Annotated in this window: 12 protein-coding genes; 8 read left to right on the top strand and 4 right to left on the bottom strand. The window is 57.9% G+C overall.

Annotated features, from left to right (window positions below; translation table 11 throughout):
* Positions 1 to 88: 88 nt before the first annotated feature.
* The 7 genes from F550_RS0114805 to F550_RS0114775 are packed head-to-tail and all read left to right on the top strand — an operon-like array spanning position 89 to position 7,320.
* Complete coding sequence (locus tag F550_RS0114805) at positions 89 to 1,516, top strand: alpha-L-fucosidase (protein WP_018149360.1); 1,428 nt, start codon at positions 89 to 91, stop codon at positions 1,514 to 1,516.
* Positions 1,513 to 2,814 (top strand): enolase C-terminal domain-like protein, encoded by a 1,302-nt coding sequence (locus F550_RS0114800; protein WP_018149359.1) that lies wholly within the window; start codon positions 1,513 to 1,515, stop codon positions 2,812 to 2,814. Before F550_RS0114805 ends, F550_RS0114800 begins: the two co-directional genes overlap by 4 nt.
* The gene (locus F550_RS0114795; RefSeq protein ID WP_018149358.1) at positions 2,811 to 3,815 is read left to right on the top strand and encodes an aldo/keto reductase; all 1,005 of its coding nucleotides are present in this window, start codon (positions 2,811 to 2,813) and stop codon (positions 3,813 to 3,815) included. Before F550_RS0114800 ends, F550_RS0114795 begins: the two co-directional genes overlap by 4 nt.
* The gene (locus tag F550_RS0114790; RefSeq protein ID WP_018149357.1) at positions 3,812 to 4,669 is read left to right on the top strand and encodes an amidohydrolase family protein; all 858 of its coding nucleotides are present in this window, start codon (positions 3,812 to 3,814) and stop codon (positions 4,667 to 4,669) included. Before F550_RS0114795 ends, F550_RS0114790 begins: the two co-directional genes overlap by 4 nt.
* Positions 4,617 to 5,393, top strand: a complete 777-nt coding sequence (locus F550_RS0114785; protein WP_083911010.1) for an SDR family oxidoreductase — start codon at positions 4,617 to 4,619, stop codon at positions 5,391 to 5,393. Before F550_RS0114790 ends, F550_RS0114785 begins: the two co-directional genes overlap by 53 nt.
* A gap of 12 nt (positions 5,394 to 5,405) precedes the next feature.
* Positions 5,406 to 6,248 carry a fumarylacetoacetate hydrolase family protein gene (locus F550_RS0114780; RefSeq protein WP_018149355.1) on the top strand — a complete coding sequence of 281 codons (843 nt, stop codon included), beginning with the start codon at positions 5,406 to 5,408 and terminating at the stop codon, positions 6,246 to 6,248.
* 34 nt (positions 6,249 to 6,282) lie between these two features.
* A complete protein-coding gene (locus tag F550_RS0114775; RefSeq protein WP_169332279.1) occupies positions 6,283 to 7,320 on the top strand; it encodes a Coq4 family protein in 1,038 nt (345 codons plus the stop codon).
* A gap of 6 nt (positions 7,321 to 7,326) precedes the next feature.
* On the opposite strand, the gene F550_RS18025 is transcribed toward F550_RS0114775, so the two are convergent.
* From F550_RS18025 to F550_RS0114760, 3 genes are all read right to left on the bottom strand, one after another.
* Positions 7,327 to 7,737 (bottom strand): response regulator, encoded by a 411-nt coding sequence (locus tag F550_RS18025; protein WP_040500564.1) that lies wholly within the window; start codon positions 7,735 to 7,737, stop codon positions 7,327 to 7,329.
* A 105-nt stretch (positions 7,738 to 7,842) separates the two neighbouring features.
* On the bottom strand, positions 7,843 to 11,049 hold the full coding sequence (locus F550_RS18725; RefSeq protein WP_018149352.1) for an ATP-binding protein: 3,207 nt from the start codon (positions 11,047 to 11,049) through the stop codon (positions 7,843 to 7,845).
* Between the two features lie 153 nt (positions 11,050 to 11,202).
* On the bottom strand, positions 11,203 to 12,294 hold the full coding sequence (locus F550_RS0114760; protein ID WP_018149351.1) for a GGDEF domain-containing protein: 1,092 nt from the start codon (positions 12,292 to 12,294) through the stop codon (positions 11,203 to 11,205).
* Positions 12,295 to 12,654: 360 nt separating this feature from the next.
* Here F550_RS0114760 and F550_RS0114755 point away from each other — a divergent pair, with 360 nt between their 5' ends.
* A complete protein-coding gene (locus tag F550_RS0114755) occupies positions 12,655 to 13,308 on the top strand; it encodes a response regulator transcription factor (RefSeq protein WP_018149350.1) in 654 nt (217 codons plus the stop codon).
* A gap of 7 nt (positions 13,309 to 13,315) precedes the next feature.
* Here the strand turns inward: F550_RS0114755 and F550_RS0114750 are convergent, their stop codons facing one another.
* Complete coding sequence (locus F550_RS0114750; RefSeq protein ID WP_018149349.1) at positions 13,316 to 15,094, bottom strand: hybrid sensor histidine kinase/response regulator; 1,779 nt, start codon at positions 15,092 to 15,094, stop codon at positions 13,316 to 13,318.
* Positions 15,095 to 15,138 lie beyond the last annotated feature (44 nt).

Below are 15,138 nucleotides of genomic sequence, written 5' to 3'. Positions count from 1 at the left end.
TCTCTCTATAGACCGTCCAGACAAGGATGGCATCATGGGAGGAAATACCGATGACCTTTAGCGTCAACGTCTACGCGTGTGCGGCTCAATGAGTGACATGGCAGGGCAATTCAAGCCGACCGCCGAAAGCCTCAGCCAGCACGAGGTGCCTGAATGGTTCAAGGACGCCAAGTTCGGCATCTTCATCCATTGGGGGCCTGCCGCTATACCCGCTTTCGCGCCGCACAAGGTCCAGATCGATCAGCTCGATACGACCGATGAAAAAGCCGGCTTCGCGAATACGCCCTATGCCGACTGGTACCAGAACACGATGTTGTTCGAGGACAGCGCAACAGCGAAATACCACCGCGAAACCTATGGCGAAGATTACGCTTACGACAATTTTGGCGCCGCCTTCAATAAAGCGCTGGACGCGTGGGATCCGGCTTCATGGGCCAAGCTCTTCAAGCAGTCGGGAGCGCGTTATGTGGTCCTGGTCACCAAGCACCATGACGGGTTCGCCCTCTGGCCGAGCAACGTCGAGAACCCGAACAAGGATAACTGGCACACCACCCGCGATGTCGTCGGAGAGCTGGCAGAAGCCGTGCGCGCCGAAGGTCTGAAGTTTGGTGTCTACTACTCTGGCGGTGTCGACTGGACATTCAAACACAAGCGGATCGAAAGCTTCGCCGACTTCCTGACCTCCATGCCCGGCAAGGATGAGAATTATATCGAGTACGCCAATGCTCACTACAGAGAGCTGATCGACCGCTACAAGCCTGACTATCTCTGGAACGATATTGCCTACCCGGCGGAGAAGGACTCGTTCGAGATCCTGGCGAAATATTACAACGAAGTGCCAGACGGTCTGACCAATGATCGCTGGATCACCCCGGATGGATCGCTCGCGACCGACGCCTTCGAACGGCCTGAGGGCCTGACCGGCATCATCCCACCGAAACCAGCCGTCTGGGACGCCCGCACGCCGGAATATGGCATGTTCGATCGTATCCTCCCGTTCCAGTGGGAAACAACGCGCGGCATGGGCCATTCCTTTGCCTATAACCGCAATGAGAGCGACGAAGACTATATCAGCCGCGACGCCATTGCTCACATGCTGGCAAGCTCTGCGTGCTTCAATGGAAACGTTCTGCTGAATGTCGGACCGCGCGGCGACACAATCATCCCGCCCGGCCAGGCTGCCCGGCTTGAAGCCGTCGGAAAGTGGCTGGAGACCGCAGGTCCCGCGGTCCAGGATACGCGGCCCCTCGCCATGCCGGAAGTCAAAGTCGCCGATGTTGCGATTGGGGCCACGCAGAACACTGAGGCGCACAAGGTCTATATCCATTTCCTAGGCGTTCCCGGTGAAACGGACGTAGAGATAGAACTGCCGGATGACGTGGCTGCGGTGAAGGCCGTCAAGCAGCTCGGCGGCAGTGTCAGCGGCTGGTCGCAAGAGAATGTCACCCTGAAGGTTTCGGTGCCTGAATGGTCTGACACGGCCGTGCAAATTCTGGCCCTGGACATTTCTGCATGATTACCGCGATCGGCGCGCGCGATATCCGCTTCCCGACATCACGGGACAGCCATGGATCGGATGCAATGAATCCCGATCCTGATTATTCGTGCGCCTATGCCTCGATCGAAATGAGCGGCGGCGATCCAACGGGAAATGGGCTGACCTTCACGATCGGACGCGGCAACGACCTCTGCGTTGCTGCGGTCAGGGGTCTCGGCGCTCATCTTGTTGGGCGCCAGCTGGACGAGTTCGAAGAAGACCTCGGCCTGGCATCTCGCCTCTTGCTGAATGACAGCCAGTATCGCTGGCTCGGCCCGGAGAAAGGCGTCGTCCATCTTGCCGCAGCGGCCCTGATCAATGCCGTCTGGGACGCGCTCGCGAAACGCGCAGGCAAGCCGCTCTGGCGCTATGTCAGCGATTTGCCGCCAGCGAAGCTTCTCTCCGCGATCGATTTCCGGCACATCCGGGACTACCTCCCCGAGGACATCGCTCTGGCGCGTCTGGAAGAACAGTATGCAGGCCGCGCAGACCGAATCGAGCGGCTGCTGAAAGAGGGGTATCCAGCCTACACAACGTCAGCCGGGTGGATCGGGTACAGCGACGCGGACATCGTACAGAAGCTGAAAGCTGCCCACGCCGAAGGCTGGCGCCACTTCAAGATCAAGGTCGGCGGCAATCTCCGCCAGGACGTTGAGCGCTGCGCGCTGTTTCGCAACACGCTTGGCAATGACGTCAGACTGAGCGTCGATGCCAATCAGGTCTGGGACGTCGCCGACGCCGTTGCAGCCTCAAAGGCGATGGCACCTTACGATATCTACTGGATTGAAGAACCGACCAGCCCTGATGATGTTCTTGGGCACAAGGCCATCGCCGACCAGATTGCGCCGCTAAAACTCGCAACCGGCGAACACGCCCACAACAAGGTGATGTTCAAACAATTCCTGCAGGCTGAGGCGATCGGCTTTTGCCAGATCGATGCCTGCCGGCTGGCGGGCGTGAATGAGGTGCTGGCCGTCATGATGATGGCCGACAAGGCCGGTATCCCGGTCTGTCCTCATGCAGGTGGCGTCGGTCTCTGCGAGTATGTCCAGCATCTTTCCATGATCGACTATGTCTGCATTTCAGGCACGATGGATGACCGCGTCATCGAGCACGCCGCACACCTGCATGAGCATTTCCTCAATCCCATCGAAATCAGGAACGGGCGCTACATCGCACCGACGAAGCCGGGCTACTCGATAGATATGTGGCCGCAGAGCCTTGCCGATCACGAGTTCCCAAATGGCGTGGTCTGGGCAGAGGTGGTCCATCCGTGACACTTCAGGCTGAGCCCTCCGTACTGAGTGAGCTGCCGCGTTTCGGCCTCGGCGCGGCAGGGCTCGGCAACCTCTATAGCGAAGTCTCGGAAGTCGAGGCGCTGGATGCGCTTCTGGCGGCCCGCGACGCTGGGCTCGACCTTATCGACACATCGCCCTTTTATGGACACGGGCTCAGTGAACAGCGCATAGGTGACTGCCTGGCGCAGGTAAGCTGGCGACCGGCCCTCTCGACCAAGGTTGGCCGCGTCCTCGATCCTGCCGGGGATGGCCCGGTGCCAGACAATGGGTTTGCTTCGCCTGCGCCCTTCATTCCTCGCTTTGATTATTCGGCCGGCGGCATCCGCCAGGCCTTCGACGACAGCAAGGCACGGCTCGGCGTAGACACCGTCGATACACTCCTGCTGCATGATATCGGACGCCTCACCCATGGCGACGCACATGAAAAGATTCTGTCTCAGGCGCTCAAGGAAGCCCTGCCTGAGATGGCCAGGATGAAGGCTGAAGGGCTGACCCGCCGCATTGGTCTCGGCGTAAATGAAATTGAGGTCTGCCAGGAGGTGATCGACCAGTTCGACCTCGACATCCTCCTGATCGCAGGCCGCTATACCCTGCTGGAACATAAAGCGTCACTGACTTTCCTCGATAGCTGCCACGATCGCGGGATTGATGTCATGATTGGTGGGGCTTTCAATTCGGGCCTGCTTGTCTCGAGCGAGAACCAGCCCCTCCGCTATGACTATGACACAGCCCCTGAATGGGCCATCGAGAAGACCGCCCGGCTTCGTGAGGTCTGCGCCAGATTTAATGCCCCCCTGCCTGCCGCAGCGCTCCAGTTCTGCGCTGCCCACCCAGCCGTGAGGACGGTTCTCGCCGGCGCCCGCGCGCGCAGCGAGGTCCACCAGATTGCAGACTGGACAGGCAAAAAGATCGTCCCGGACCTCTGGGACGCCCTGCGCGACGCTGGGCTGATCGCTGAAAATGCTCCGGTGCCCGCATGATCGCGAAGCTGGATGCTCATATGCACGTCTGGACGCTGGCTCGCGGCGATTACACCTGGCTGACGCCAGCGCTCTCAGACATCTACAGGGATTTCGGCATCGACGACGCCTGGACTGAAGCCCATGAAGCTGGCGTCCAGAACTGCATCCTCGTTCAGGCTGCGGCAAGCGCGGCAGAAACCGACTTTCTCTTGTCACTGGCGGCGGCAGACAAGCGTGTCGCTGGCGTTGTTGGCTGGGTAGACTTCGAGGCAGAAACCGCCGCCGACGAGATCAATCGCCGCGCCGCGCAGAACAGTCTCGTCGGAATACGGCCGATGATTGCCGACCTTTCCGACCCGAACTGGATCCTGCAGGACCAATTTGCCCCGGCTCTCGAAGCGATGAGCGACACTGGCCTTGTGTTTGATGGGCATGCCCGTCCCGACCTCATTGGCGTCATGACCACACTGGCGAAGCGCCATCCGGACTTGAGCATCGTGCTCAACCATGCCGGAAAGCCGCCTATCGAAAACGGTGACCTCGGTGATTGGCGCACCGATATCGAAGCTCTGGCAACTTGCCCGAACGTATCCACGAAATTGTCCGGTCTGCTTACCGAAGCCGGCGCGCGCACCGACGACGCGTCGATTGGCGACATCGTGCAGCATGTTGCGACCTGCTTTGGGCCTGAACGCGTTCTCTGGGGCAGCGACTGGCCCGTGCTGACCATGGCAGCGAGCTATGCCGACTGGGCCGCTCAGAGCGAGCGCCTTATCGCGCGATATTTCGCCGGACACGAAGACGCTATCTGGCGAACAAATGCCGCGCGCATCTACCTCGAACACTCAGGAGGCCAGCTTGGGCAGGCTTGACGGCAAGACCGCTTTGATAACCGCTGCTGGGGCCGGAATTGGCCGCGCATCGGCGATCGCTTTCGCGCGTGAGAATGCGCGGGTCATCGCAACCGATATAGATCCGACGGCTCTGGAGAGCCTCTCCGGTATTCGCAATATCGAGACACGCCTTCTCGACGTGACCGATCGTGTAGCCATCGCCGATCTGATTGATCGCGAGTCAGGGCTGGACATTCTTTTCAACGTGGCCGGTTGGGTCCATCACGGCACGATCGAAGACTGCGACCGCGAGGACTGGGACAAATCGATCCTGATCAATTTGACCTCGATGTATGAGATGTCGCGCGCCGTCCTTCCGTGCATGGTGCAACAAGGCAAGGGCGTGATCCTCAATATGAGCTCTGTGGCGTCGAGCGTCACCGGCGCACCGAACCGGTTTGCTTACGGTGCAACGAAAGCCGGCGTTATTGGTCTCACCAAGGCAATTGCCGCCGACTATGTCGGACAGAACATCAGATGCAATGTCATCTGCCCCGGGACTGTCGACAGTCCATCGCTTCAGGGCCGCATGGAGGCTCAGGGCAACTATGAACAAGCCCGGCAGATGTTTGTCTCACGCCAGCCCATGGGCCGGCTGGGCAAACCCGAGGAGATTGCGGAACTCGCCGTCTATCTCGTTTCGGATGAATCCGCTTTCACGACCGGAGCCGTACATGTCGTCGACGGCGGCTGGACCAATTAGGGAGATGTCGCAATGAAGCTTCTCAGGGTTGGTGCAAAGGGGCGTGAACGGCCGGGCATTCTCGACCGGGATGGCGACATCCGGGATGTAAGCGATCTGATCGATGACTGGGACGGTCTGGCCCTCGATGATGTGGTGCTTGATCAACTTCGCAAGGTCGATCTGACGACCTTGCCTTGCCTCGACCCTCACGACCGGATCGGTCCGTGCGTCGCCAACGTCGGCAAATTTGTCTGCATCGGTCTCAACTATGCAGACCATGCGGCCGAAACCGGCGCTGATGTGCCAGCAGAGCCGGTCATCTTCTTCAAGGCAACCAGCGCAATCTGCGGGCCTGACGACAAGCTCGAAATTCCGCGAAAATCAGAAAAGACAGACTGGGAAGTCGAGCTTGGCGTCGTGATCGGCAAAGAGGCCAAATATGTCAGCGAAGCCGAAGCGCTCGACCATGTCGCAGGCTATTGTGTGGTCCATGATGTGTCCGAGCGGGCGTTTCAGCTGGAAGGCACTGGCCAATGGGTAAAGGGCAAGAGCGCCGACACGTTCGGACCGATCGGCCCATGGCTCGTAACACGCGATGAAGTCGAGGATCCGCAGAACCTGTCAATGTGGCTCGACCTGAACGGTGAAGCGATGCAGCGCGGATCGACCTCGACCATGGTATTTGGCGTGTCTCACCTGGTGAGCTATCTTTCCCAATATATGAGCCTGCAGCCAGGCGACATTATCTCGACAGGCACACCGCCCGGCGTGGGCCTGTCTATGACGCCGCCGCGCTTTCTTCGCGCAGGCGATGTGGTGACCCTCGGCATTGAGGGCATCGGAGCGCAGCGACAAGTCTGCATCAATGCATAGGGCTTAAGAGGGACAAGAAATGGAAACGCCAGAGATGAAATCGAATTTTCTGAACGCGCTGGATACACCCCTCCAGCCGGAAGCGCTGAAAGCCGCAGCCTCTCGGTGCGCATCGAACAAGGCGGAAGGAACCGACCGGCTGCACATCGCTGCAACGCTCGCCCATGCAGCCTTTCTGGCGCCGGATCGGATTGCCGAAATCTATGACGCTCTGGCGATCGGCTGGACGGGCACACCCCTTGATGCCGCGCCAATCCTATCGCTGGACCGGCCCGCAGAACCCTCACCTGACGGTCTTTGGGACGCCTATTGGAACGTTGTAGAGGACGGAAAGGCTGGCAAGCTCGACGCGCTTTCGATCACCGCCCGCACAGCTGCCCTCGGCAAGTTCATGACGCCGGAAACGGTCGGCCGCATCGCCGAATTTGCCAGCAATTTCGAAGGCGTGGACGAAGCAGCGGCCGGACCGATGCCCGACCTCATCACGCTGGAAACGCTAGCAGCCTGCCCGCCCAAATCGCTCGGCCGACAATTCCACGACCTTATCGTGGACAACAAGTTCGATCTGGAAGTCCTGGACCGCGATGAGATCGGGCTTTCAGACTTGCCTCAGCCGCTCGCCTACCTCAACACACGCATGCTCCAGGCACATGACCTTTGGCACATAACGGGGGGCTACGAGACAACGGCCCTGCACGAGATTGCCATCTCGGCATTTCAGATGGCGCAGTTCGGCCACAACTATTCGGCGCAGTTTCTCTCGATCACCGCCGTGTTGGGCGCCGATGCACCTGGCCCAGCCTATAGCGTTCTCATGGACACGATCACCAGCGCATGGGTGCACGGTAGGCAATCGCCAGCGCTGATCCTTATTCCTTGGGAAGATGTCTGGCATCAGCCTGTCGAGAATATTCGGGAAACGTACGGCCTCGACACCTATGAGAGCCCTCACCCGCCAGCGTTGATCGAACGCGGACAGGCCGTGACGCAGAAGCTCGAAGCGGTGAAAGGCTTCTTTCAGAGACTGGGCCGCAGCCTGTCACGCGCCTTTCAAAGCAAAGAAGCATTTTAGTGCGTTCTATGCCTGCCTGCTTTCGCGATACCCGCTGGTGTCTCCTTCGGGCGCCAAGAGTGCTTTTACCCTCAAGAGAAGGTCTTCTGGATTGAAAGGTTTGGAAATGTAGTCGGTGGCGCCGAGCCTGATGGCATTCATGGCATCTTCCTGCCCGCGCCGCGCCGTCAGCATCATGACTGGAATGGTCTTGGTCGCCGGGTCGCGCCGGATATGCTGCAGGGCTTCCACGCCGTCCATTCCGGGCATCATCCCGTCCAGAATCACAAGATTGACCTGCTCACTCGCGAGCAGGTCCAGCGCTTGCTTGCCATCGGAAGCCTCAATCACTTCGCAGTCGATTTTTTTCATCTTGTGGACAAGCAGCGCACGAAGCATGCGGTCGTCGTCAGCGATCAGTATTCTACAGGATTGCATCGGAAACTCCTTCTACAGTCCCTGAGTCCTAGTTGATTAATCATAGGGTTTTATTGGGCCAGACCGGCAAAGTTGACGTTCGAAATTCACAAAGGGTTAATTCGATCATGCTGCCGCCTGCGTCAGTTGGAGAAAGGCTCGTATCTTTTCGTCGAGTTTCCCCCTGATCTCAGCGTCCTCAGACCTTGCCACAGCCGCGGCCGCGATTTCCTCAAGCTCGAATGCGGCGGTCGATACATCAGAGAAGCCGAAACTCCCCGCCGTGCCAGCAATGGAGTGCGCCAGGGCGGATATTGCTTTTGCCGCACTGTCGTCTTTGAGATTTCCCATCAGCATGGTCAGGTCCGACTTCAGCGATGCCAGATAATCCTTGTACTCACGTCGAAGAACCTCGAATTCATCCAGGTCCTCTTCGTGAATCTGCGCGGCATTGCCGCTCTTGGCCGCGGCCCCGCACATCTGGAGTATCTTTTTCTCCAGAATATCAAGATCGACGGGTTTGGGCAGATGGTCATCCATACCTGCAGCCTCGCATTCAGCGATTTGGGAGGGCAGCGCATTGGCCGTCAGCGCCATGATCGGGACCTGGCCGACAGGGCCTTCCAGTCTTCGTATGGCCCGGGTTGCCGTGAGACCGTCCATATCAGGCATCTGGACGTCCATCAGAATGATATCCGGCCGTTCCCCATCTGCGAGCGCGCCGAGCGCATTTCGAGCTGATGTGAAGGTCAGGATCGCAAATCCGGTCCGGCGCAGGCCAAGCTCGATAAGGCTGAGATTGGCTTCAACATCATCAACAACCATGATGGTCAGATTATCGCGTGCCTCAGACAAAGCGGCGGCCTCTGCTTGGTTCTCAAGCGTTTGCGGTGCAAGCTTGTAGGGTATCCAGAAGCTGACTTTTGTCCCCTCGCCCTCAATGCTGTCGAGCCCGAGGTTTCCGCCCATCATCCGCGCGAGCGACCGGCTGATCGTCAACCCAAGCCCGGTGCCGCCAAACTTTCTGGTGATCGTCGTATCCGCCTGGCGAAAGCCGTCAAATACCCGGCCAAGCTTGTCTTTCGCTATGCCGATGCCGGTATCGGCGACCGTGACGTTTACCGATTGATCGTCAATACTCACGGAAACGTCGATCCGGCCCTCACTGGTAAATTTGGCTGCATTTCCAATAAGATTGGTGAGAATCTGCCGGACACGGGTATCATCGGCCATGAGCATCACATCAGCTTTTTCGTCGATGTGACGGAAAATCGGGACGTTGCCGTTTGCCCGACCCGCTTCGACGAGATCCACCGTCTCGTTGATCAGTTGCTTGATACAAAAAGGCCTGTCTTCGATCTCGAGCCGCCCGGCTTCCATTTTTGAGAAGTCGAGTATGTCGTCAACGATATCGCGAAGCATTTGCCCGGCGCCGCGAATTCGGTCGAGATAAAGCGTCTGGTCATCGGTAAGGTCTGTTCGGCCGAAGAGCTGGGTGAAACCAAGGACACCGTTCAGCGGCGTGCGGATTTCGTGGCTCATATTCGAGAGAAAGTCAGCCTTCACGCGCGTCGCCTCTTCGGCTTCTTCGCGCGCAGCCGCCAGCGCCTCCTCGCGTTCGCGCCGGTCCGTTACGTCCCTGTAGGAGGCAATGACCGAAACCGGTTTGCCTGTTTCGTCGTGAATGACCGTTGGGCTGCTCTCAAGCCAGATGAACCCGCCACCCGCCGAAGGGGCACGATGTTCGCTGCGAAAGACGCCTTTGCGCGGATCATGCTCCAGAAGTTTTCGGAACGCCTTCGCCGCTGCCGGACGATCCTCGGGAATCACAAACTGCAGAGCTGAGTTGCCTATGGCTTCCTCTGGATCGATGCCCAGAATGCGACAGGACGGCGATACAAACGTGATCTCGCCGTCGAGATTATATTTCAGAACGATATCCGTCGCGTGCTCGGCTAGAATGCGATATTGCTGCTCACTCCTGGCGAGCTCTTCATAGACGCGCGTGGATTCGGTGACGTCCTTGAAAACGCCAATTATCAGCTCGACCTCGCCATTCTTATCTATCAGGCATTCTGCGAGCGAGCGGACGCGGCGCTGTTTACCGTCTGGCGTATTCAGCGTCGCCTCGAACTCCCAACCCTCTCCGCGTTGGATGCTACGCTGGACGGTCTCGTCCACCATCTTCTGGTCTTCAGCATCATAGAACGAGACAGCGTCCCCGTATGAGGGATCGAAATTCTCCGGCGTGACGCCGTGAATATCATAGACATGGGGCGACCAATAGACAGCAGACGTTTTCGGATTGAGCGACCAGTGTCCTACGCCGGACATCTGTTCTGCCAGACGGGACTTTCCCAGCATTTCATTCAACTCGCGGGTGCGGGTCTTCAGCCTGCGCTTCGATCTCTCCAGATAGGAGATGAGCCGCCGCCGGTCGGTCACCGTTCCCCCAACAGCCAGCGCGAGAATTGAGTTCACAACCAGAAAGCTCTGCAGGACCAGAACCTTGGATTCCATATCCGTCTGCATCAGCGAGGTTGGCCCCCGGTCTATGAGGGCAAAAGGAAGCGAAATGAAGGTGACGGCCAAGAGGCCGGTCGCGGCGCCTCGCAGTCCACTTACAAACGCCAGTGCAACCAGAGCCGGCGGCACGAAGAACAGGAACGGATACTCCGACTGAGCGAAGACAAGCACAGCGACAAGGCAGACCATGCCGAAGCCGAGAATCTGGCTTCGGTCATAGGGAAAGGCCTCGGAGCGGCCTTTTCTCTGGATAAGTATCTTGATGACCGGGGTAAACAGGATGATGCCCAGCGTGTCTGCAACAAACCAGATCGTGGCTTCACGCACCAGCACGCTCGACCCTGTAATCGCCAGACCTGAAACGGCAATAGCTGTCGAGGCGAAACAACCAATAGCGGCCGCGGCCATCAGCTTGAGGATGCCTGCCCGGCTGATGAGTTTCGGTGTTTTCCTGAAACGAAAGAGCAATGCAACCAGGACCGCTTCGAGCGCATAGGCGGACGAAAGCCATCCAGCCCTGACGAGGCCGTCTCCCGCCGCGATATTGGCGGTAAGCAAGGCCACCAGAAGCGACGAAATCAGGAGGGGCCATTCACGCCGGCTACGCCCGAGCATGAAAGCGAGAACAACCGCAGTCACAGGCCAGATTGCGGCGATCCGTCCCTGCGCTTGCGTAAGCTCAATCGCAAGAACCGCCAAGAAGTGGAGACAGATTGTCAGACAGGTGATGCCAAGAACCGTCTTAACGATCGGTCTTTGCGACAGATAATGGTTTGCCTGATTAAACGCTGTCTCTGCAATGCCCATCGGTGTTCACCTTCAGATCGTTGGCGGCGTTGCCGCCACTGAAGGCACCGAATACGGGACCAGTCTTTACAACCACTTATTGAGGCGGTCGAAACTGGATGTTTGCATGCTCAGGCATCTGCCAAAACGCAGCAGGCAATTGGCAAGGCGAAGCTAGGTGAACTCAACATCCAGATGGGTTCGCGTCCGTGACACCACCTTGCACGAAACGCTCAGCTCATCGGATCGTATGAAGAGGCGAAACTCATTCGGCACGTTCGTGGTGGTGACAAGGTCGAGACCAGCGCCTTCCTGCCCAAGGGAACGGACCGTGCAGTCGATCGATGCATGCGAGCCGGTAAAGGCGATCTGGCCGGCTTTAAGCACGCGTCTGCGAACAGCGCGTTCGACGCGATCGGTCGCGCCCCAAACGAGGCAACGGTTGCGGCCTGAATTCTTGGCCTCATACATCACGGCATCAGCACGGCTCATCAGAGTGGGCAGATCGTATTTTCGATCCTTTTGCGTCGCCAGACCAAAACTCGATGTCACCGCAATTGTCTCATCATTGAAGGTGAAACGCAGTGCACTTATGGCCCTGCGGAGTTTCTCGGCCACGAGTATGGCACCGGACTCTTCAGTCTCCGGCAGCAGCACCGCGAACTCCTCACCGCCAAGCCGGCCAAATACGTCGGACTGCCGGAGATAACCTCTGCAGGTTTCAGCGACAGCCTTGAGAACCTTATCGCCGGCATGATGCCCGTAGGTGTCATTGATCGATTTGAAGTGGTCGAGGTCGAAGTAAATGAGGTTCAGGGGGTGTCTGTGGCGGGTGCAAAGCTGCAAGAGCCGATCCGCCTCATTTTCGAAAGCGCGGCGCGTGAGAAGCCCCGTCAGGCCATCATTCACGGCAAGACGCCGTAACTCATAGAAATCAGTTACAACCTTGGCGACGTCCTCCATGGCTTTGAGCTGACCGGGCGGCAGTTCTCGCTCATTAGAATCGAGCGCTGATATGGTCCCAATGATCTCGTCATCGGCCGAGTGAATGGGCACGCCGGCGTAAAATTTTACGTCGCTGTATATCTCGTCCGGGTCGAGACCGGTCGACGCCTTTAGCCAGCGTTGTTGACCATCAGTGACCGTAATCGTCGTTGATTCAACGCCGAGCATGTTGCGCAGCAAGGAGACGATGTTCTGAAAGAACTCGTCCGCTGGCGCATAGTGTTCCTCTACTTTAGAGGTTCTCGGTGCAACATCCTGCATGGCTAGGACATATGTCCCTCTTCATCGTAGACCATCGCCTTTTCTCAGCGCGCAACATCATCTGCTCAACCGGCATTTACAGAACATTACATCAGCTGGAACTCGTTATAGAACCAACCCACATCGAGCAGCCGGCAAATGATGGGCCTGAGTGCGCTCCACGGTAAGTCGGGCTATCTTCATTTCTGGAATGGCTCTTCACACCCGAAGCTTTTGATGAATGATTTTTTTGGAGATCGAAGTTTTCGGCGCGGCGCTTGCATGCGCCGAACGGTCTCATGTCATGTTTTCTTGTAATCTGTACTGGTCATTACGGAACACGTGATTTGCACTGGCTGCTTGAGCGGATATACACAAGCTATGGGTGAGGCATCGAAATCAATCGCAATTGTCGATGACCACGACCTGTTCCTTCAGGGGCTCGCCCTGATCGTTGAGCAGGAGCTGCCTGAATATTGCATTGAGACCGTATCCGTAGCGTCCCAGCTTCTCCGCCGGTTCAAGTCTGGCGAGCGGCACGATCTCATCATCTGCGATCTCATCATGAAGGAAATGAACGGACTGACCTTCATAGACGAGGTCCGCTCCATGGGGCTGAGAACACCAATTCTCATGCTGTCGGGCATAAACACAAATGCGCCGGTCGATGAGATGCGCCAGCTTGGGGCAAACGGTTTCATTCACAAGTCCGAAGGCCGGGAAGCTCTGGTTAATGCGGTCAATACCGTTCTCAGCGACCCGCATAGTTTCCATGAATTCTCCAGCCAGAAAGCCGGCACCATTGAAGATCTGGACACTGAAGCGCCGCCTTGCTTCGATCTTCCGAAACTTGGTGAGCGCCAGTCCGATGTTCTTCGGCTTCTGTGCACGGGTGCGCCGAATAGCGAGATTGCCGCCAAGCTCAATATCAGCGAGAACACCGTCAAGACGCACCTGAAGTTCATCTTCGTTGAACTTGGTGTCAGCCGTCGCACCGAATGCATGCAGAAAGCTCAGCAACTCGGTCTCGTCTAAAGCCCTCTCAGGACACTGCGGCCGGACCTGCACCCTTACGTCGATCCAGAGTCCGCAAAACCTGCTCCAGATCGTCTGGCACAACAGGCTTCAGCATAACCTGAATAGACAGGCTGGAAGTGAGCGTATCGAGCGCGGCGATATCCCCTGTCATCAGAACCGCAGGCGTCTGCTCGTCCAGCACGTCGCGCAGCCGGGCGATTGTGTCGACCCCGTCCTCCTGGTTTGCCAGACGCCGGTCGACGAACAGAATGTCTGGCGGCTTTACGCTGGATTCCAGCAATGACACTGCCTGATCACCCGACATGGCTGCCCTGGTCCGGCACCCCCAGGCCGTCAGCATTTCGCTCATACTGTCCAGGATCTCCTGATTGTCATCGACGATCAGACAGTTAGGAGGTCGAGCGAAGACGGGGCGGCCCGTTTTCACCGGTAAAGGTTCTGGCGTCTCGGCCTCGGCGCCTTCAGGCAGCCGCAGTACCCATCTTGTCCCATTCCCCGCGCTAGACTTCAGCTCCAGGTCCAGACCAAGGATGTCGACCAGGCGCCTGACGATTGACAAACCAAGCCCGAGGCCCGGCTTGGCGGGGTCTTCATCCTCAAGCCGCACGTATTCCTCAAAAATATCCTCTTGTCGCTCGACCGGAATGCCGGGGCCCGTATCGCCAATCTCGATTTCGACCACACCGTCTTGAGACCGGGTGCGCAGAAAGACCTCGCCATGCTGAGGCGTATAGCGCACGGCATTGGAGAGAAGGTTGCGCAGAATGCGCGACAGCAGAACCGGATCCGTACTGACAACAACGTTCGCTGAAGAACTATCGAAGGTCAGCCCTTTCTCCTGGGCCTGCCTGGAAAACTCGTCCGCCAGGCTACCCGTGACCGTGTTTAGCTCAATCGTCTGGAGAGCGGGAACGACAGACCCGCTATCGATACGCGTAATGTCCACGATGCCGCGCAACAATTCGATCTGACTGCGCCATGTCGCCTCGATCCTGTCCAGAAGCTGGCGCTGCTTTCCGGTTGAGAGTTCACCGCGCAACGCCTGAATGAAAAAGCCCTGCGCGTGAAGCGGTTGGGAAAGGTCATGGCTCGTCGCTGCAAGAAACCGAGTGCGTTCGGCGCTCACTTTTTCTATCGTCTTGTTGCGTTCAACGAGCTCCTCCGTGAGACGCCTGTTGGTTCGGGCGATAATCCCATCGCGCATATCACGGTCGGTCTGGCCGCTGACGAGAAGGCCAAACACATAATAAAGGAGAAGGCCGAGAGCTGCGACACGGGTTGTTCCGTCGAGCGCATAGATCCAGTAGGCCCCAAAGGGGAGGATCGCAAAGCTGGCGAGCGCAATATAGCCCGGCCGATATTCCGATCCGGGCAGGATACCGCCGACCGTGATGGCAAAGATCATGTTCGCGGCAACAAACATCGACAGCACATCGCCTGGATTCAGTTTCAGGCTGGCGAACAAAGCCCAGACGAGCCCCGTCAGGCTGCACACTACAATGTGCCCGCGAAGATAGGGTTTGTAGTTCTCAGATGTGACCTCACCCGGCGCGCGAAGCTTGGCATGGACGAAAGTGACGCCGACCATGACAGACGCGGCAAGCAACCAGAGCAAGGCAAACTCAACCGTGCCGAAAGCGACAATCATCACGGTCAGATAAACAATCACCGCCTCAACGAAGAGGCAGGATCTTACAAGATTGGCGCGAAGCAGCCGAGCCTGCTCAAGCTCGATCCTTGCCGATCCAACAAGATCTGGAAATGGTTCTGCCGCCCCCGTCATACCTGCAACCTTGCAGGCAAAAGGTTTAACTTATCAAGAACTCA

The sequence above is a fragment of the Henriciella marina DSM 19595 genome (assembly GCF_000376805.1).
Taxonomy (GTDB): Bacteria; Pseudomonadota; Alphaproteobacteria; order Caulobacterales; family Hyphomonadaceae; genus Henriciella; species Henriciella marina.
The sequence above is the reverse complement of the archived record's forward strand: the minus strand, read 5'-3'. Positions and strand labels throughout refer to the sequence as shown.

Coding starts and splice junctions, on each gene's coding strand:
- F550_RS0114780 (WP_018149355.1), top strand. CDS start 5,406: ATGAAGCTTCTCAGGGTTGGTGCAAAGGGGCGTGAACGGCCGGGCATT.
- F550_RS0114790 (WP_018149357.1), top strand. CDS start 3,812: ATGATCGCGAAGCTGGATGCTCATATGCACGTCTGGACGCTGGCTCGC.
- F550_RS0114805 (WP_018149360.1), top strand. CDS start 89: ATGAGTGACATGGCAGGGCAATTCAAGCCGACCGCCGAAAGCCTCAGC.
- F550_RS18725 (WP_018149352.1), bottom strand. CDS start 11,049: ATGGGCATTGCAGAGACAGCGTTTAATCAGGCAAACCATTATCTGTCG.
- F550_RS18025 (WP_040500564.1), bottom strand. CDS start 7,737: ATGCAATCCTGTAGAATACTGATCGCTGACGACGACCGCATGCTTCGT.
- F550_RS0114775 (WP_169332279.1), top strand. CDS start 6,283: ATGAAATCGAATTTTCTGAACGCGCTGGATACACCCCTCCAGCCGGAA.
- F550_RS0114785 (WP_083911010.1), top strand. CDS start 4,617: ATGCCGCGCGCATCTACCTCGAACACTCAGGAGGCCAGCTTGGGCAGG.
- F550_RS0114750 (WP_018149349.1), bottom strand. CDS start 15,094: ATGACGGGGGCGGCAGAACCATTTCCAGATCTTGTTGGATCGGCAAGG.
- F550_RS0114755 (WP_018149350.1), top strand. CDS start 12,655: ATGGGTGAGGCATCGAAATCAATCGCAATTGTCGATGACCACGACCTG.
- F550_RS0114800 (WP_018149359.1), top strand. CDS start 1,513: ATGATTACCGCGATCGGCGCGCGCGATATCCGCTTCCCGACATCACGG.
- F550_RS0114760 (WP_018149351.1), bottom strand. CDS start 12,294: ATGCAGGATGTTGCACCGAGAACCTCTAAAGTAGAGGAACACTATGCG.